We start from the raw sequence: 16,872 nt of genomic DNA on the forward strand, positions 1-16,872 counted from the left end.
ATGAGCAAGTCGCGCCTGCGCAGCATATTTTCAGCCTCGCTTCTTTGTATCGGGATAAGCAGCTCGGTGGGAGCTGTGGAACCCGGCATGCATCTGTACAACTGGTTTGGGTTTATCGCCCCGCAGACCCCGAAGGAGTTCGAGCAGGAAACCGGCACCCGCTTCCACATGGATGCATTCGACAGTGCCGAAATCATGCAGAGCAAGGTGATGGCTGGCCGCACGGGATACGACGTGGTTGTCGCCACATCCAATGTCTTGCCAAGTCTGATCCAGGCGGGGGTGCTCCAGCCGCTGGATCGGAATCAGCTAAGCAATTTATCCCATGTCGATCCGGACATCTTGTCCCAACTTGCCGTCAACGATCCCGGTAATCGTTACGCCGTACCCTATCTCTGGGGCACCACGGGCATCGGCTATGACATCGATAAAGTCAAAGCCGCACTGGGCGACGATGCTCCGGTCGACAGCTGGGACCTGATATTCAAAGAAGAGAACATCAGTAAACTGAAGTCCTGCGGCGTGGCGATGCTCGATTCACCCAGCGAAATCATTTCCATTGCCTTGCATTATCTGGGGCTGCCAAGCAACAGCAAGAATCCGGATGACTACAAGAAGGCCCAGGCGCTGCTGTTGAAAATCCGTCCTTACGTGCTCTATTTCGACTCATCCCGAATTGACGCTGACCTCGCCGACGGCAATATCTGTGCGGTAGTGGGATGGGCCAATGGTGCTCTGGCTGCGCAGGCCATCAACGAGAAAAACCAAACCGGGCGCAAGATTGCCTACAGCCTCCCTCGCGAGGGCGCACTGGTCTGGTCGGAAAATCTGGTGTTATTGAAAGACGCGCCCCACCCTAAGGAAGGCATGACGTTTATCAATTACATGCTGCGCCCTGAAATCATCGCAAAGACTTCAAATCACACGCTGTATCCCAACGCCAACAAAGACGCCACTGAGTTTGTCGAGCAGCAGTTACGTGACAACCCCTGGATTTATCCAGACAAGAAAACAGTTGCTTCACTTGTCCCTCTAGAGCCGTTGCCCCTGGCCTTGGAACGAATTCGCACCCGCGTCTGGACCAAAGTGAAGAGCGGCATTTAAACCGCTGGCTTGCCTGGCGCTCAATTGGACAGGCGAGTCGCCCCCGGCCTGAGGGGGCTGTTTTGACGTAATTAAAACTGCATAGGGAAGGACAGTCCTCACTAAACAGGACTGTTCTAGAGGTCTTAGGAAGGGACAAAATCATGTGCCAAGGCGATTATCAAGCCAGCCTGAACTCGGACGAAAGCAAAGCCTACAACGAGATTGAAGAACAAATTATTCATTGCACGCCCGAACAAGCGTGGGCGATGTATTCCATCTCGACCGGGGTGGTGCGATTGAACATCTCCCAGGCAGTGAAAAAACTCATCATCGGCGGGAACAAGGCATTGCTGGAGGAGTTTCCAGAATTTGCCCCGGTCGGAAAGGCAGATCACCAGGCAAATTAGTGTGGATTTTCCTAATCCGGAATACGATGCCCGAAGAAATAACGGACGCCACTTTCAAACCCACTGGCATGGGGGTCTTCGAGAAACGCTTCCAGAAGGGCTGACGCCTGCATCGGTCTGAACACCCGATCATGATAAAAAGAAGAGCAGTCGATGCCGGTCGTACACTCGAAGCGCCGTCGCAGTTCGAATGGAAAACAAGGTTCTCGCAAGCGCCTTAAAATCCGCTGGGCCAAGCCAATCACACTCAGCGGTTCACCGCCGTCCACACAGACCTGGTCCGTACCGAATCGACCGGCCAGTTCGGCGCATCTGGTGAGCACCGCGTTGCGATAGCTTTCCAGTGAGTCATAGTCCTGATGGTCGCAGAGTTCGTACCCCGTCTCCAGGCATTCCGAGAGATGCACTGGCAGGATCTCGGCATCGTTGATGGTCGCGACCCGTTCGAATGCAGCGAGAACAATGGGCATATCGGCCAGCTTTCCGCGCCGCGTGAGCACTGCGCCCCAGGCAAGTGTGAGCTCAAGCCCCACTTCTTCGGATGCCAGTCGTGTTGCGAGAGTGTCGACGGTAGACGTCGGTCCGGCATCGCCCAGCAGCTCCGCGCACAGGCGTCGGTTGACCGGATGGGTGTCGCCGCTTCCCAACTCGACGAGCCCCGGCAGTGGGCTGAAATCGCCAAGCTTTGCCCGCCTCAGGGCTTCCAGCCACTGAAAGTAGTCACCCTCCTGCGGCAACCGCCCGACTTCCCTTCCGGGAGGCATGGTCACGACGTCAGGGTAAGCAAAATACCCCCGCCCCTCCCAGTCGACCATTTCGGGATTTCCGTAACGACTCCAGTCCATTGTCATTCCTCATAGTCGTCGCTTGCGCCGGTTCAGGCTTTTGAGGCCAATGACTGCAGCGTACCAAAACGCTTGTCCAGACTTCGACATACAGGACACAAGTCGCCGTTTTTCTCAAGATTACCTTCACCGACGGGGCAGCCGCCGGCCGCAGCCTTGGGAACCAGGTGATTGACTTGCCGCTCGTCCTGAATCTCGGCCTGCACCGGTGCGCGACCCAGTTTTGGCGTCAGATTCGCAATCACTTGCGCTTCGCTCGGTACATTGAAAACCCCTTGGTACGTGTCACGCAGGCTGTTCCAGGCACTTTTGTTCGCCTGCCGCTCCGCTGGTGTCACGGGTCGCCTGAAGACGTTGCAAGGCGCAGACGGAACGAGCCGGCTGCTGCAGGTGCAAGGAGGCGTTGCCGTCTTGCGATTGTTCACGTCGTTCATCAAGGCGGTGTAGGTAGCCGCATGAGGGGCCACATTGCCGGCAGAATCTTTCATGTACCAATCATCCATCGTCATCGGTTTGCCGGCTGAATGACGAGGCCCGTTGCAACACGCGCATGTGTAAGGCCTTTCATCTTCCAGTTCGCCCCACCCCACCGCTTCAAGATTAGGATTAGGCGCCCCCACGCCAGGCGCGCTGGCATGATTGCTGGTGGTGATGTCGCAGTGTCGGCAGACGTACTTGCCCTCAATCTGAACGTCCATCGACCAGGCCTGGAAATAGGTCTTGCCCGTAATCTGGTGCGTGATCACCGACATTCCCCACGCCCGGGTTGCCGCTTCGTCGCCGAGCATGGAAGGCTGGTAATAGGACTGTTGTGACAACGCTGCCGGCTTGCGTTTCAGCATCACCGTCCTGGAGCCCTGTTTGAGCGTCGATGAGAAGGAGGTGTCCGGATAAGGAATCGGAATCGGCCCGGCAGGTGGCCCTGGCGGCGAAAGGCAGACATCGGGAAACGAGGCGATCACTTTGCCCATGCCGGCTTTTCCGGCGATCTCATTGCTGTTGGCATAAACCTCGTGCGACATGTCAGCGCTCCCTCACTGTGCCACTGATAACGGCTGCTGCGCGTGCACCGTTCGCTGATGAGCTGTGTACCAGCGCAATCGGACCAGGCGCATAGCCACGCACGAACGCTTGTTCAAGCCAAGCGATTTGGATCGCTCCCAGCGCTGCTCCGCAGTCGCCAACATAGCTCGCCGGGTGCCACAGATCCTGGCTCGGGCGGGTTTGGTGCATCAGGCGAGACTGGGCCAGGGCCAGGTCCTCGAACCCATAGGCTTCGCCCGACACATCGCTCAAACGCCAAGCGATGTCGTGCATGGCAACGCCGGCTTGTGCGAGAGCCGCGGCGACAGCTGTCGTCATCCCCAGGCCCAGTTGCGGATCGTCATTGAGCACCGTGGCGGTATCGTTGCCGGTACCCACGCCAAGAACGACCAAGGGCGCCGCGCTCATCGGCTTTCGACTGACGAGTAGCACCGCAGCGGCTTCACCCGGTATCACGCCATCTGAGCGTAGCGTGGTCTTGAGCCGACCGCTCTGCTCCAACCAGAGCAAGCAGCGAGGATCCGCGAGAGAGTCGACCGCCACGATCAGGCAGGCGTCACGGTCGGCCTGGTCCATGGCCCGCCCCACCAGACTCAACGCTTCGATGCTTGCGACATGCCCAAGGGCCACGTGGGCCGCGCCTTTCCGTTGCAGCAGCCTTCCCAATCGCGCCTCGACTTGCGTCACGATGCCGTCGATACGCGAGCCAGGCCTTTGCGGTTCGGACGTGCACAGAAGCAGCGGCAGTTCGCCCATATCCGCGCGGCCCGCCAATGCGGCACGGCTTTGCCCCAACACCTGAACCAGCATTTCGACAAGCCGTGCACGCCCGTGCAGATCCTCCGCCACCGTTGGCACTCTCGCGCCAATGATCGGTTCCAAGCCATCTTCGACCCACGGCAATTCATCGAAGCCGCTGATCCCCGCACGCATTGCTGCAGCGGCCGCCGCGGGTGTCAGGCCAACCGCGCAGACCAATCCCAGGCAAGACACGTAGACGGGCTGCGTCATGTCTTCGCCTCCCCATGTCCCAATGAGGTGACCAGGTCTGACAGACTGGCGAAATGCGGTTTACCGTGCAGGTCTGTATAACGGCGCTTGCCGACCTGTATTTCTCGCAGTTGCGCCAGTTTGCGAGGCAGCGCTACCGATGTCCTGCCGAGTAGCGTAAGCCGGGTACAACCAGGTTCGAGGATAACGGTGTCGGCGTTGATGACCGCCTGTACCTGGCGATTCTCGAAGAAGAACGTGATCGGGATATCGAAGGCCGGCGTCTGAGCCACGAATGCCCCGCCCGGACTCATATTGGCACAGGTGAAGCGTGTGCCAGCCTCCAGACGATCCAATTGCTGGTCGAGCGGCGCCGCCTGGAAATAACGAATGTCGAAGTTTTCCGGCAAAAAGGGGCGTCGTGTCTCGAACCAGTGCCGGTCGTACGTCCCGGCGAAGCCGATACGCGGCAGCCAGCCCCGGCCGACGGGCGCAAAACCAATGGGTTGCGGCTTATCCGTCCAGGCACCCGTCAGATCATCGTGACGCTCTACGTTTGGCAACCGCGTATTGAGGATGCTGTCGTCCCGGTCATTCAGATGGAAACCAACACCGGTGGGATTACGCAGATCGCTGCCACGTTTTTTCTCATCGTCATGGGAGAGATCGCTGCCACCAAACGCACGATCCCAGGAAAGCGGTATCGAGGTGAAAGGCGACGGCGGCGACGCGATGATACCCGTCACACCGAGCGTCCAAACGCGATCGCCACTCACCACTGCATGCTTATGGATACCCGCACCCGCGAAGCCGACCTGTAGCCGGGTCACGGGTTCACCCTTCGGGGAAACGGCCGAAGCGTGAACCAACACATCGACGCGTGGCTTCACCGGCGCGAAGTCCGTCTCGAAACGGACCGATGTCGTACCGGGATCGCCGTGGTGCTGGTCGCAATAGACAAAGGGGACCTGCTCCGACGCCGGCACGCAGCCGCCCTGATCGTCGACATCAAAGGTCGCCCTGACAACCACAACGCAGTGCTTCTGTCCGCTTTTATCTGTTGAAACAAAGCGTTCGGCGAGAAACGGGGTGGTATTGCTGGTGATCTGCATAGTGCGTGTCTGGCGACTCGTGCACATAGCCTGGCAACAATCCCGAGGGACATGCACACCCTGCCGTGGCGCTGCGAGCCGCACCTCCCTGTCCTTGGCACACCTGCGTTGTTTTATTGCAACGATAGCATGCTGCTGGCTTGGCGCTTGGCTCGACTCTTTGAACATGAGGCCAGCAACAACCTCGCCATTCCCGTCTACGCTTGCTGAATGAGGCTAGAGCGCCGAATAGACCGATAGGGAGATCAATCTGTGATGGATAGACAGCGCTATGCAGTCAAGACGGCCCACTGACGTCCGAACCCGAGCCAGAGGACGCCGTTGATGCCAATCACGCAAAACAACCGCCTGGTGCAGATCGACAGCCCACTCGGTGGCGATGTCTTGTTGCTGCAAACCATGGAAGGCAGTGAAGAATTAGGCCGGTGTTTTCACTACGAACTGGATCTGACCTCCGAAGACCGGGCGATCACGTTCGATCAGTTGCTGGGCAAGCCCATGGGCTTGACCCTGGAGCTGTATGAGGGCGGTAAACGCTATTTCCACGGGATTGTCTGCAGTTGTCGCCAGTTGACCGGACGCGGTCAGTTCGCCGGTTACCGTGTTGTTCTACGGCCCTGGCTGTGGTTGCTCACGCGTACGTCGGATTGCCGGATTTTCCAGAACAAGACGGTGCCGGACATCATCAAGCAAGTATTCCGCGACCTCGGTTTCTCGGATTTCGAAGACAGCCTGAGCAGCAGTTATCGCGAGTGGGAATACTGCGTGCAATACCGCGAAACCAGCTTCGATTTCGTCAGCCGGTTGATGGAACAGGAAGGCATCTATTATTTCTTCCGACATGAAAAGGAGCGCCATGTACTGGTGCTGGCCGATGCCTATGGAGCACATACCACGGTGCCGGACTACGACAGCGTGCCCTTCTATCCGCCCGACCGGCAAATGCGCGAACGGGATCATTTCTACGACTGGCAACTGGCACGAGAAGTACAACCCGGTTCGCTGGCGTTGAATGACTATGACTTCCAGCGTCCTCGCGCCAGCCTCGAGGTCCGCTCCAGTGTCATGCGCAGCCACAGCAACGGCGACTATCCGCTCTATGACTATCCCGGTGAATACCTGCAGAGCCATGACGGCGAGTATTACGCCCGTACCCGCATCGAAGCCATCCACAGTCAATTTGAACGGGTTCAGTTGCGCGGTCTCGCTCGCGGGCTGGGCTCCGGTCACTTGTTCGCGCTGACGGGTTACGAGCGGGCAGACCAGAATCGCGAATACCTGGTGGTAATCGCCCGCTATCAGATCCGCCAGGATCCCTATGAGAGCGGGCAGTCGGACCTGGCCGAACAGTTCGTCAGCGAGTTGGACTGCATGGACGCTCATCAGGTCTACCGCCCTCTCCCGCTGACGCCCATGCCCATCGTCCGCGGGCCGCAGACGGCCGTGGTGGTGGGGCCCAGTGGCGAAGAAATCTGGACCGACCAATATGGCCGGGTCAAAGTGCATTTCCACTGGGATCGCCATGACCAATCCAACGAGAACAGCTCCTGCTGGATTCGCGTGTCCCAAGCCTGGGCCGGCAAGAACTGGGGTTCGGTGCAGATTCCACGGATCGGCCAGGAAGTGATCGTGAGTTTCCTGGAAGGCGATCCGGACCGGCCGATCATCACGGGTCGTGTCTATAACGCCGAGCAGACCGTGCCCTACGGGCTGCCAGCCAATGCCACCCAGAGTGGCGTGAAAAGCCGCTCAAGCAAGGGTGGTTCACCGGCCAACTTCAACGAGATCCGCATGGAGGACAAGAAAGGCGCGGAGCAACTGTTCATCCATGCCGAGAAGAATCAGGACATCGAAGTCGAGAACGATGAAACCCACTGGGTAGGCCATGACCGCAGCAAGACCATCGACAACGACGAAACGGTCCATGTCAAACATGACCGCACGGAAACCGTGGACAACAACGAAACCATCACCATCGGCGTGAACCGTACCGAGGAGGTGGGCAACAACGAAAAAATCACCATCGGCGTCAATCGCACCGAGAAGGTCGGCAGCAACGAGACCATCACCATCGGTGCAGACCGCACGGAAAAGGTCGTTGCCAACGAAACCATCAGCATCGGCGGTAACCGCAGCGAGGACGTGGGTGGAAACGAGACGATCGATATTTCCGGTAACCGCAATGAAACGGTCAAAGGCAACGAAGGCATCGAGATCAGCGGCAACCAGAGCACCGATATCAACGCTAACCACAGCACCCGCATCGGCCAGAACGAATCCCGTGACGTTGCCCAGAACCGCAGCACCGACATCAAGCAGAACGACAGCCTGGACGTCGGCAAGCATTTCTCCCTCACCGCCGGCGACTCGATCACGCTGACCACGGGGGCTGCCAGCATCACCATGAAGAAGGACGGCACCATCATGATCAGCGGCAAGAACATCACCCTCGACGGCTCCGGGACCATCAACATCAAGGCCAACAGGAACGTTGTCGTAAAAGGCCAGAAGATCCTGCAGAACTAGCCATGGAGTGGCCGCTATGACCGTTGAATATCATCTTTGCGCCACCCCTACCTCGGCGCCGGTGCGCGTGGACGGCGTTGTGATTGGTGTCTTGCTGGACGTGCCACAAGTGGACGCGCCAGTGGTGGCGTTTCCCGGCTGCCCCGGTGAAATGGGCCTCGCCGCACGCACCACCACCCCCCTGACCCGCGAAGACATCGGCGTCCAGGTCGCGTTGATGTTCGAGGCAGGCGACCCGGCACGGCCGCTGGTGATCGGCCGCATCCAGCGTCTGGAAGAACCCACGGCACCTGCGTTCGCCCACCTGGACGGCGAGCGCCTGGAGTTCAGCGCCAAACGGGAAATCATCCTGCGGTGCGGCAAGGCCAGCATCACCCTGACCCGCGAGGGTAAAGTGATTATCCAAGGCGCCTACCTTTCCAGCCGCTCCAGCGGGGTCAACCGCATCAAGGGCGGTTCGGTGCAGATCAACTAGACGCTGTACGAGAAGCCTGCCTCATGAACAACTCGCTGTTCCCGATCATCGAGCAGCACGCCGAAGAAGCCAGCTTCCTGGCCAACCTGCGCGACTACGCCCTGCGCGCACCGCACTACGATATCGAACACCTCAGTGCACTCGACAACCGTCTTGACGCTCACCTCGACGGGTTGCGCATCGCCGCCGATGATGGCCTGGAAACGCTCCTGAGCCAGCTAGGACCCCATGGGGTCGGCGAGATGTTTGCCTGTGCGGTGCTGGCCTTCGAGTCGGCCAATGGGAAAGTGTTGTCCCGGCTGAGCGAACACCTGCGAAGCGCCGCAGAAACTGAACGCGGTTATCGAATGGCCTTGGGATGGCTCGACTGGGAACGACTGTCGCCCTGGATCTACCGGATGCTCGCCGCGCCTGAGCCGATGTTTCGGCGCCTCGGCCTGGCCGCCTGCGGCATGCATCGGCACGATCCCGGCCCTGCCCTGATCGGTGGACTTTGCGACACGGACCCAAGCGTGCTGGCCCGTGCTGCCCGTACCGCCGGCGAGTTGCGCCGGCACGACGTGCTACCGAACATCCGCGGCCACTGCCAGCACACGGATACCGCCACCCGTTTCTGGGCCAACTGGGCCTCGGCCCAGTTGGGCGACCAGCAGGCTTTGGAACCCTTGCGCCAATTCGCCGAACAGCCGGGCGAGTTTCAATACCGCGCCCTTGGCGTGTTACTGGCGTGGCAGGAGCGCGAGCCCAGCATCGCCTGGATACGCCAATGGGTACAGGATCCCAGGCATCGACGCATCGGCATCCAGGCCCTTGGTTTACTGGGAGACCCGGTCTGCGTGCCCTGGTTGATCCAGCACATGAGCGACTTGCCTTACGCCCGCGTCGCCGGCGAAGCCTTCAACCTGATCACGGGGGCTGACCTGACGCTCCTCGACCTCGAATTGCAGGACCTGCCGGATTTCGATGCAGGCCCGAACGACAATCCCGCCGACCCGAACGTTGCCATGGACCCCGATGAAAGCCTGCCCTGGCCCGATCCACGATCAGTCGAAGCCTGGTGGCACGCCAACGGTGGACAGTTGCACATGGGCACTCGCTACCTGCTCGGATCGGCCCACAATGAACACACGTTCGAGCGGGTCCTGGTACGCGGTCAGCAACGCCAGCGCATCGCCGCCGCTTGCGGCCTTGCTCGTTTTCGGCCGAACGACGTGCTTTTTCCCACCAGTGCGCCGACCCGGCGGCAAAAGCGGTTGCTGGACATGGCGGCGTCATTCGGCCGTTGATCCGGCGGTACAGATATGCGACGCTCCCACATAGGTAAGGGGGGTATCCTATGAGTCATCTCGCATCCAACAAAGACAACCTGCAAAAGCGCGTGAAGCGCATTGCCGGCCAGATCCAGGCGGTGGAACGCGCCCTTGAGTCAGATCACGACTGTGCGCGGACGCTCCATCTGGTGGCCGCCACCCGCGGAGCCATCAATGGCTTGATGGAGGAAATCATCAAAGACCATGCCCGGGAGCATGTGGCCAACCCTGCACTGAGCGATGAACAACGCGCCAAGGGCGTAGAAGAGCTTCTCGAAGCCATTCGACGTTACTCCAAGTGATAAACGCAGGCTGAAATCAATGAGCAGCACCACACGTTTCACCCACGAGCACGTCTATCTCGGCTCGGCACATGATGAAAATGCAAAGCGTACCCTCTGGGTGGTGATCCTGACCCTTGTGATGATGGTCGGCGAGATTGCCGCCGGGTACATCACAGGTTCCATGGCGCTGCTGGCCGATGGATTTCACATGGCTACTCATGCGGGTGCACTGGGGATCGCCGCGGCGGCTTATTGGTATGCCAAGCGCCATGCATCCAGCACCCGCTTCAGTTTCGGCACCGGCAAAGTCGGCGACCTGGGTGGCTTCGCGTCAGCGCTCATCCTGGGATTGGTATCCCTGGCAATTGTCGCCGAATCGCTCATCCGGCTGTTCCAGCCCACCGACGTCCAGTTCGGGACGGCAACGCTGATTGCCGTCGTCGGCCTGGCCGTCAACATCGTGAGCGCCCTGCTACTCGGCCACGGCCACACTCACAGCCATCACGATCACGATCACGATCATCACCATCCCCCGCACGGGGGCGATAACAACCTCCGGTCTGCCTACCTGCATGTGGTTGCCGATGCGCTGACGTCTGTTCTCGCCATCGCCGCCCTCCTCGCCGGCCGCTACCTCGGATGGATCTGGCTTGATCCGGTCATGGGTATCGTTGGCGCGATGGTCATCGCACGATGGGCCTGGAGCCTGATGGGTGATACTGCGGGTGTTCTGCTCGATCAAACCGATGATCCTGTTGCACAGGAAATTCGCGAGTTGGTTGAACAACCGGGTGATGCCAGGATCATCGACCTGCATGTGTGGCGCGTCGGCCCGCAAGCGCATGCCGCCATTGTCAGCGTTCTGGGCAGCGCTACGACGGACGCGGACGGCATCCGTGAACGGCTCAAGCCCGTTCACGAGATCAGTCACCTTACCGTTGAGTTTCGAGCATCGATGTGATGTTCGCAAAATATCGATGGGTCAGAGGCTTGTCATCGATCAGTAGCCTGCGCCGATCCGGTGTTCACCTTGGCCTGAGAAGCACCAATCGGTATTTCGAGAATAAAGGTCGCCCCCTGTCCAACACCATCGCTGTGCACGGTCAAGCTGCCGCCCATTTCCTGTGCGGCCAGCGCGCAGCTGTGCAGGCCAAATCCGTGACCCTCCTTGCGGGTGGTGAAGCCGTGGGTAAAGACTCGCTTCAAGTGCTCTGGTGCAATTCCACTGCCGTTGTCGGTCACCGTGATACGCAATACCGACTCGTCGCTGAGGGAGGCGCCGAAGGTGATGCACGGGCTGCGATCGCTCACGCCTTGCAACGCCTGCTTGGCATTACGGATCAGGTTCACCAGAATCAGCAGCACCCGGTGCCGGTCCAGTGACAACAGGGGCAAGTCGGTGATGTGCTTGACCACCGTCACCTCCTGGCGCGCCGGTGAACCGGCACTCAAGCGCAGGGCGTCGTCGATCAGCTCCGGGAGCAGTACTGTCTCGACGACACTGACGGCAACCGCGTAGGACTGTTGGGCCGCGACAATGTTCTTGATGTGATCGACGCCCTTGGTGAGTTGCCCGAGCTCTTCGATGATGCCCTGCTGCTCCGCCGTTACCACCTCCGCCAGCTTGAGCAGGTAGCCGGGCAGCATTTTCCCTTTATGGTCGCTGGTGAGAAATTCGCTCAGGTTGTCGACGTGTTCGTTGATCAACTGAGCCACCTTGCCCAGTCCCTGGGCTTTGGAAGTGCGCATTTGGCTGCTGACTGTTTCGGCCGATACGTTCACACTGTTGAGCACGTTGCCGACGTTGTGCAGAACCGCCGTGGCGATCTCGGCCATGCCTGCTTGACGCGCTTTTGCTTGCAGTTCGGCTTGCACCTGGCTCATGCGTAGCGCTGCTCGTACGCGTGCCTTGAGCTCCAGCGGCGAGAAGGGTTTGGCGATATAGTCATCGGCGCCACTCTCCAGCCCGGAGACGCAAGCTTCGCTGCCGCCGCGAGCGGTCAACAGAATCACGGGCAGATGGACGAAGCTGGCGCTGGCTTTGATCCTGGCAGTCAACCCAAAGCCGTCGAGCTTGGGCATCATCACATCCGAGACGACGACATCGATAGGCTGGCGTTGCAACAGTGCCCAGGCCTGCTCGCCATCCGATGCGGTGGCGACGATGTAGTCATCGTGCAGAAGTTCGCTGAGGTAGCTGAGCATCTCCGGGCTGTCATCTACCACGAGCACTCTGGATTGCGAGGCGCGGACCGGGTGCGTCTCATCTATGCCTTCTGGCGAAGCACGGCCTTTGCCAACACCTTGGTGCCCATCATCGAAACGCAAGTGGCGCTGTTCGGTTGTGCTCGGTGACGATCGCTCATGCATGTCACTGGCTTCGGTCGACACGGTGTTCGGCTCGACCCCGAGCGGCAGCCGGACAAAGAAGCACGAACCTCGTCCGGGCTCGCTGTTGACGCCCACTTCGCCGCCCATCAGTTCGACCAGATCCTTGACCAGGGCCAGCCCAATGCCTGTACCGCTGTAGTGGCGCGTGGCGGAGTTGTCGATCTGGGAAAAACGCTGGAACAACAGTGGCAGCTTGTCGGCCGCAATGCCGATGCCCGAGTCTTGTACCGCGAACTCAAACCGCTCGTCGCCAAGCGCTGTGACTGCCAGGTGCACAGTGCCGCCGGCTGGCGTGAACTTGATGGCATTGCTCACCAGGTTAAGAACAATCTTCTCGAAGTGGCGGGGGTCGAGAAACACCGTGGCGAGCGTCGGATCGATGCTGCAGGTCAAGGTGCAACCTTTGCCCTTGGCCACCAGCGCCGCATCCTCGGCCAGTGTGCCCACCACCTTGTTCAAATCGATGGGCGCCGGGCACAAGTCGAACTTGCCCGCTTCGGCCTTGGAAAAATCGAGAATGTCATTCACCCGGTTCATCAAGCGCAACGCGTTGCGTTGGGCGCGATCGATTTGCGCATGCCAGTCCTCTGGCGGGGTGGTCGCCGCTGAAAGCTGCTCCAGAGGTGCGAGGATCAGGGTCAGGGGGGTGCGCAGTTCGTGACTGACCGTGGCAACAAAATCGCTCTTGGCCTGGTTGACCGCCTCGGCCTGATTGCGCGCCTCGATGAGCTCGACAGCCTGTGCTTCCAGCATTGCGGTTTGCTGGTGCAACGTCTCGGTTCGCTCGGCCACCATTCTTTCCAATGACGCCTGGACTTGTTGTCGTTCAGCTTCGGCCTCGGTCTCCAGCACCCGGATGCGCAGGGCATTCTCCTGGAACACCCTTACAGCACGGGTCATGATTCCGATCTCGTCGCCGCGACTGACACTGGCGATCTCGGCGTTCAGGTCGCCGGCCGCAAGCCGGCGCATGGCCGAGGCCAGGGCCACGATGGGCTGGGCAACAAATCGTGACGTGCTCCAGGCGATGGCGCCGGCCAGCAGAATGGCAATGGTACCCGCGACCAACGTCGCCAGCATGCCGCGATCGTTATGGATCAGGGCGTCGGAGCGCGCCTGGCCCGCAAAACTGGCGACCAGCAGGCCGGCGCTTCGTGCCTCGTCTCGAACCTGGTCGCGTGCATCGCTCAAGGCGTTGCTCGCCTGTTGAAACCTGGCGAATGCCGCCCGGTAGCCGGCAATCTGATCGCTGACCGTCAGTGAGGTGGCCTTGGCTTGCAACGCCACTGACGAAGGAAGAACGCGAGCCAGACGCGAAAGCTCGTCCAGGATGGCGCCGACGGAGCCGGCAATTTCTGCCGAGGGTGTCAGGCGAAACGACAAGGTCTGCGCTTCCAGAGTGGCAACACGCTCGGCGAAACGCTTGGACAACGCAGCTGCATTTTGCAGCAAACCGGTGGCCGCCTGGATGTCGCCTGCATCATGGGCGACGCGCTCTTGCGCTGTCCCCGTCATTGCCTCGAGGCGCTCGACGCTATCCTCGGTGATGGCAAGAGATCGCAGAGCCTCGGCTCCCCGGAGCTTGGGCGCCTCGCCGAGGTGCGCGATCGCCAGGCTGGCAGCGGCGAGCGCCGTCGCCAACCGGTCAAGCGTCTCGACTTCCGGTGGGGCCGTCATCACCTCGCGCAACTGCTCGACAACGGGAACAAGCGCCGCGCAGGCGTTCCGCGCCGTGGTGACGGTCGCCTGATCACCGGTCACCAGCATCTTGGCCACATTGGAGGTGATGATCCGCTGGCCGTTGCTCAGGGTATCCAGGATTCGATGGGCGCTTTCGAGGGCGTTCACCCGCGCTCGGTGGTCTCCGGCGCGAGATTCAAGTCCCTTCATCCCATCGGCAATGCCCTGTTCGACAACAATAGTCGCCTCTCGCATCCGGCCGTAGTGGGCCGTCATGTTCTCCGTTTCGCCATCCATGGTCAGGCTCGCCGCCCGCAAGGCCGAGATTGCCGAGGCGAGCCGCTCCAGGCTGCCCTTGAGCGACTGCGCTTCTGCCGCCGGAATGGCGGAGAGACCGGCGATGGCCGTTGCCACCATCCCTTCGGCCTGGGACAGGCTTTGCTGATCGCGGGTGGCGATGAAGTTTTCCACCCGTCCGGTGGCTCCGTTGACCGAGGCCAGGATTTCCGCGGAGTGGCTGGTGGAATCCACGGCACGGACCATGCCTCGCAGGCCGTAGAGGTTCACCAGCGATACCGTCAGCATCAGGAACACCAGCGCGGCAACGGCCAGGCCGATCTTGACGGCAATGGGCCGGTCCTTGGCTGGTTTGAATGTCAACATGGCGCCTCCCCCGCCGCTACTGTTTCGTCATCTCCGGCAAAGGTGTTGGCGCCACCGTATTGTTGATGGCCGCGTCGATCATCGCCGCAACGGATGCCTGGTTGTAGGAAGGATTGGCGGCCCCGCCCACCGGCATAGTAGCGAGCCAGGCGTCCAGGTCTTTCGCATCGATGCGTACCAGCGGCACCTCGACGAACTTTGGCACCTGTTTACCCGCCAGGATCTGCTGTGCCACCCAGAAGCCCACTTGGGAAACGCTCGGGGAGGCAGAGACCGAGACGGTTTCATAACCATTGGCATCGCGTTCCTGTTTCCATAGGGCAAGCTCGTCCTGGCGGTTACCCATCACAATGATCGGCAGAGGGCGCCCCGCCGCCTTGAATGCCATGGCCGCGCCATAACCGTCGCCGCCTTGAGTCGCGACGGCATCGATGCCGGGCAGCGATGGCAGTGCCAGCGCCACCTCCTTGCGTGCGACGGACGCCGTCCAGTTCCCGTACACGGTCTTGGCGAACTTCAGACCCGGATAGTCGCTGGCGGCCTTATGGATTCCGTCACTGATGTTCTGATCGGTGGCATCGCCGGCAATACCGCGGATCTCCAGCAGCGTTCCCTTGCCCTTGAGGCGCTTGGCGATGTAATCGATCTCGACCCGGCCCATGGCCGACCAGTCGTAATCCACGGTATAGACACAGCGCTCGGTGACCAGACTGGCCATGACGACCACCACGATACCGGCATTGCAGGCATCCCGAATCACGCCGTTGAGGGCCGTGTCCGACGCGGCCAGGATGACGATGGCATTGACGCCCTTGACGATCATGTCCTGGATATGGGCGGCTTGTTCCGGCGCGGAGTTATTGGCACTGACCACCGGAGCCTCGCGGATCAAGCCATCCTTTTGCGCCTGGGCCGCAATTTCCTGCCAGTTGCGCACCATGACCTTGCGAAAATCGCTGCCTGCGTAAGAGTTGCTAAAAGCAATGCTATAGCTGGCGGTAGGACCGCGGGCGATAGCGTCGTCCGCAGCCTGGACTGTAGGACTGGCAACCGTCGCCAGTCCGATCAGACAACCGGCGAAACGCCACAGGATTTTGCAATTGAACCGGGCATGAAAAACCGAATTCATACGGACTCCTTTCCAGAGCGGTCGACCATCGAAATGAAACCAACACATTGGCTGCAGTAGGGATGAGCATAGTCTCAATTCCGATTTCACCTGGCTGAAAAGCTTGCCGGCTTTCGTGGGTCGCTTCATATACGCGGCGCTTGATCGCGTTGTTTATGCCGGGGCCATCCTCCATTGATTTTGCGTCACAGCGTGGTCGGAAGCTGAGCTTGGCCCCTCCGTTCACGGCTCGAAGGATTGCTACGTTCAAGCATCGCTTCGCTGGCCGTCTCGCCACGGTGCCGTCCGTAAAAAACATTCCCATCAAAAACAATGGGTTAACAGAAATTCAGGAATTTTCTGAAAATTTATATTGCGCACTAACTTTTACTTCGCTAAATTCACCTCAACTTCTTAGCGCGCAAACATTGAGCGCGCTTCAATTCAACCACGCACCGTCTCATCGATCCCAAGGAGAAACATCATGAAAGCACTCTACACAGCAGTAGCAACCGCCACCGGTGGCCGCGATGGCCGCGCTGTTTCGAACGACAACATCCTGGACGTGAAGCTGACCACGCCAAAAGAACTCGGCGGCGCCGGCGGCGAAGCGACCAACCCTGAGCAGCTGTTCGCCGCCGGCTATTCGGCCTGTTTTATCGGCGCGCTGAAATTCGTCGCCAGCCAAAGCAAACGCAGCATCCCGGCGAATACCTCGATCACCGCCCATGTGGGTATCGGCCAGATCCCCGGTGGCTTCGGTCTGGACATTGATTTGAACATCAGTCTGCCTGGCCTGGATCAAGTCGATGCCCAGGCGCTGGTCGACACGGCCCACCAGGTTTGCCCTTACTCCAACGCCACCCGCGGCAATGTCGATGTGCGCCTGCACGTCACTGTCTGACGCCAGCGGCCGTGTAGAACCCGATAGCAACCGCCTTCTTCATTTCT

14 protein-coding genes and 2 pseudogenes are annotated in these 16,872 nt (G+C 60.0%); 8 read left to right on the plus strand and 8 right to left on the minus strand.

What is annotated here, in order from left to right:
- Positions 1-1,104, plus strand: coding sequence for a polyamine ABC transporter substrate-binding protein (locus LCU97_RS05680; protein ID WP_232775806.1), 1,104 nt, complete (start codon positions 1-3; stop codon positions 1,102-1,104).
- Between the two features lie 143 nt (positions 1,105-1,247).
- Positions 1,248-1,493: a hypothetical protein gene (locus LCU97_RS05685; RefSeq protein ID WP_053156502.1), complete on the plus strand. Its 246-nt coding sequence runs from the start codon at positions 1,248-1,250 to the stop codon at positions 1,491-1,493.
- Between the two features lie 11 nt (positions 1,494-1,504).
- Here LCU97_RS05685 and LCU97_RS05690 read toward each other — a convergent pair whose 3' ends face one another.
- Genes LCU97_RS05690 through LCU97_RS05705 form a run of 4 tightly spaced genes read right to left on the minus strand, consistent with a single transcriptional unit; the run spans position 1,505 to position 5,484 of the window.
- The gene (locus LCU97_RS05690; RefSeq protein ID WP_232775807.1) at positions 1,505-2,338 is read right to left on the minus strand and encodes a hypothetical protein; all 834 of its coding nucleotides are present in this window, start codon (positions 2,336-2,338) and stop codon (positions 1,505-1,507) included.
- A gap of 32 nt (positions 2,339-2,370) precedes the next feature.
- Positions 2,371-3,360, minus strand: a complete 990-nt coding sequence (locus LCU97_RS05695; RefSeq protein WP_053156509.1) for a PAAR-like domain-containing protein — start codon at positions 3,358-3,360, stop codon at positions 2,371-2,373.
- 1 nt (position 3,361) lies between these two features.
- Positions 3,362-4,393: a hypothetical protein gene (locus LCU97_RS05700; protein WP_232775808.1), complete on the minus strand. Its 1,032-nt coding sequence runs from the start codon at positions 4,391-4,393 to the stop codon at positions 3,362-3,364.
- Positions 4,390-5,484 (minus strand): DUF2169 family type VI secretion system accessory protein, encoded by a 1,095-nt coding sequence (locus tag LCU97_RS05705; RefSeq protein WP_232775809.1) that lies wholly within the window; start codon positions 5,482-5,484, stop codon positions 4,390-4,392. The genes LCU97_RS05700 and LCU97_RS05705 overlap by 4 nt, the downstream gene beginning before the upstream one ends.
- A gap of 324 nt (positions 5,485-5,808) precedes the next feature.
- Between LCU97_RS05705 and LCU97_RS05710 the strand changes: the two genes are divergently transcribed.
- The 5 genes from LCU97_RS05710 to dmeF are packed head-to-tail and all read left to right on the plus strand — an operon-like array spanning position 5,809 to position 11,040.
- Positions 5,809-8,010 (plus strand): type VI secretion system Vgr family protein, encoded by a 2,202-nt coding sequence (locus tag LCU97_RS05710; protein ID WP_232775810.1) that lies wholly within the window; start codon positions 5,809-5,811, stop codon positions 8,008-8,010.
- 16 nt (positions 8,011-8,026) lie between these two features.
- The gene (locus LCU97_RS05715; protein WP_232775811.1) at positions 8,027-8,485 is read left to right on the plus strand and encodes a DUF6484 domain-containing protein; all 459 of its coding nucleotides are present in this window, start codon (positions 8,027-8,029) and stop codon (positions 8,483-8,485) included.
- A 23-nt stretch (positions 8,486-8,508) separates the two neighbouring features.
- The gene (locus LCU97_RS05720) at positions 8,509-9,771 is read left to right on the plus strand and encodes a TIGR02270 family protein (RefSeq protein ID WP_232775812.1); all 1,263 of its coding nucleotides are present in this window, start codon (positions 8,509-8,511) and stop codon (positions 9,769-9,771) included.
- A 50-nt stretch (positions 9,772-9,821) separates the two neighbouring features.
- Entirely contained in the window at positions 9,822-10,097 is a 276-nt protein-coding gene (locus LCU97_RS05725; protein WP_053156531.1) for a metal/formaldehyde-sensitive transcriptional repressor, read from the plus strand.
- A gap of 19 nt (positions 10,098-10,116) precedes the next feature.
- Positions 10,117-11,040: a CDF family Co(II)/Ni(II) efflux transporter DmeF gene (gene dmeF / locus LCU97_RS05730; protein WP_232775813.1), complete on the plus strand. Its 924-nt coding sequence runs from the start codon at positions 10,117-10,119 to the stop codon at positions 11,038-11,040.
- Between the two features lie 32 nt (positions 11,041-11,072).
- Here the strand turns inward: dmeF and LCU97_RS26740 are convergent, their stop codons facing one another.
- The 4 genes and pseudogenes from LCU97_RS26740 to LCU97_RS05740 form a co-directional block, all read right to left on the minus strand.
- Complete coding sequence (locus LCU97_RS26740; RefSeq protein WP_408636355.1) at positions 11,073-11,963, minus strand: sensor histidine kinase; 891 nt, start codon at positions 11,961-11,963, stop codon at positions 11,073-11,075.
- Positions 11,964-12,449, minus strand: a pseudogene (locus LCU97_RS26745) (response regulator transcription factor); the annotation flags it as partial.
- A 51-nt stretch (positions 12,450-12,500) separates the two neighbouring features.
- A pseudogene (locus LCU97_RS26750) lies at positions 12,501-14,813 on the minus strand (ATP-binding protein); the annotation flags it as partial.
- Between the two features lie 16 nt (positions 14,814-14,829).
- Complete coding sequence (locus LCU97_RS05740) at positions 14,830-15,942, minus strand: ABC transporter substrate-binding protein (protein WP_232775815.1); 1,113 nt, start codon at positions 15,940-15,942, stop codon at positions 14,830-14,832.
- Positions 15,943-16,405: 463 nt separating this feature from the next.
- Here LCU97_RS05740 and LCU97_RS05745 point away from each other — a divergent pair, with 463 nt between their 5' ends.
- The gene (locus LCU97_RS05745; RefSeq protein ID WP_232775816.1) at positions 16,406-16,825 is read left to right on the plus strand and encodes an organic hydroperoxide resistance protein; all 420 of its coding nucleotides are present in this window, start codon (positions 16,406-16,408) and stop codon (positions 16,823-16,825) included.
- Positions 16,826-16,872: the final 47 nt, after the last annotated feature.

The sequence above is a fragment of the Pseudomonas uvaldensis genome, from assembly GCF_021271205.1.
GTDB classification, from domain to species: Bacteria; Pseudomonadota; Gammaproteobacteria; order Pseudomonadales; family Pseudomonadaceae; genus Aquipseudomonas; species Aquipseudomonas uvaldensis.

Excerpts from the sequence above, each read along its gene's own strand:
- LCU97_RS05715 (WP_232775811.1), top strand. The coding sequence starts at position 8,027 with ATGACCGTTGAATATCATCTTTGCGCCACCCCTACCTCGGCGCCGGTG.
- LCU97_RS05700 (WP_232775808.1), bottom strand. The coding sequence starts at position 4,393 with ATGACGCAGCCCGTCTACGTGTCTTGCCTGGGATTGGTCTGCGCGGTT.
- LCU97_RS05705 (WP_232775809.1), bottom strand. The coding sequence starts at position 5,484 with ATGCAGATCACCAGCAATACCACCCCGTTTCTCGCCGAACGCTTTGTT.
- LCU97_RS05685 (WP_053156502.1), top strand. The coding sequence starts at position 1,248 with ATGTGCCAAGGCGATTATCAAGCCAGCCTGAACTCGGACGAAAGCAAA.
- LCU97_RS05710 (WP_232775810.1), top strand. The coding sequence starts at position 5,809 with ATGCCAATCACGCAAAACAACCGCCTGGTGCAGATCGACAGCCCACTC.
- LCU97_RS05745 (WP_232775816.1), top strand. The coding sequence starts at position 16,406 with ATGAAAGCACTCTACACAGCAGTAGCAACCGCCACCGGTGGCCGCGAT.
- dmeF (WP_232775813.1), top strand. The coding sequence starts at position 10,117 with ATGAGCAGCACCACACGTTTCACCCACGAGCACGTCTATCTCGGCTCG.
- LCU97_RS26740 (WP_408636355.1), bottom strand. The coding sequence starts at position 11,963 with ATGAGCCAGGTGCAAGCCGAACTGCAAGCAAAAGCGCGTCAAGCAGGC.
- LCU97_RS05725 (WP_053156531.1), top strand. The coding sequence starts at position 9,822 with ATGAGTCATCTCGCATCCAACAAAGACAACCTGCAAAAGCGCGTGAAG.
- LCU97_RS05695 (WP_053156509.1), bottom strand. The coding sequence starts at position 3,360 with ATGTCGCACGAGGTTTATGCCAACAGCAATGAGATCGCCGGAAAAGCC.
- LCU97_RS05680 (WP_232775806.1), top strand. The coding sequence starts at position 1 with ATGAGCAAGTCGCGCCTGCGCAGCATATTTTCAGCCTCGCTTCTTTGT.
- LCU97_RS05720 (WP_232775812.1), top strand. The coding sequence starts at position 8,509 with ATGAACAACTCGCTGTTCCCGATCATCGAGCAGCACGCCGAAGAAGCC.
- LCU97_RS05690 (WP_232775807.1), bottom strand. The coding sequence starts at position 2,338 with ATGGACTGGAGTCGTTACGGAAATCCCGAAATGGTCGACTGGGAGGGG.
- LCU97_RS05740 (WP_232775815.1), bottom strand. The coding sequence starts at position 15,942 with ATGAATTCGGTTTTTCATGCCCGGTTCAATTGCAAAATCCTGTGGCGT.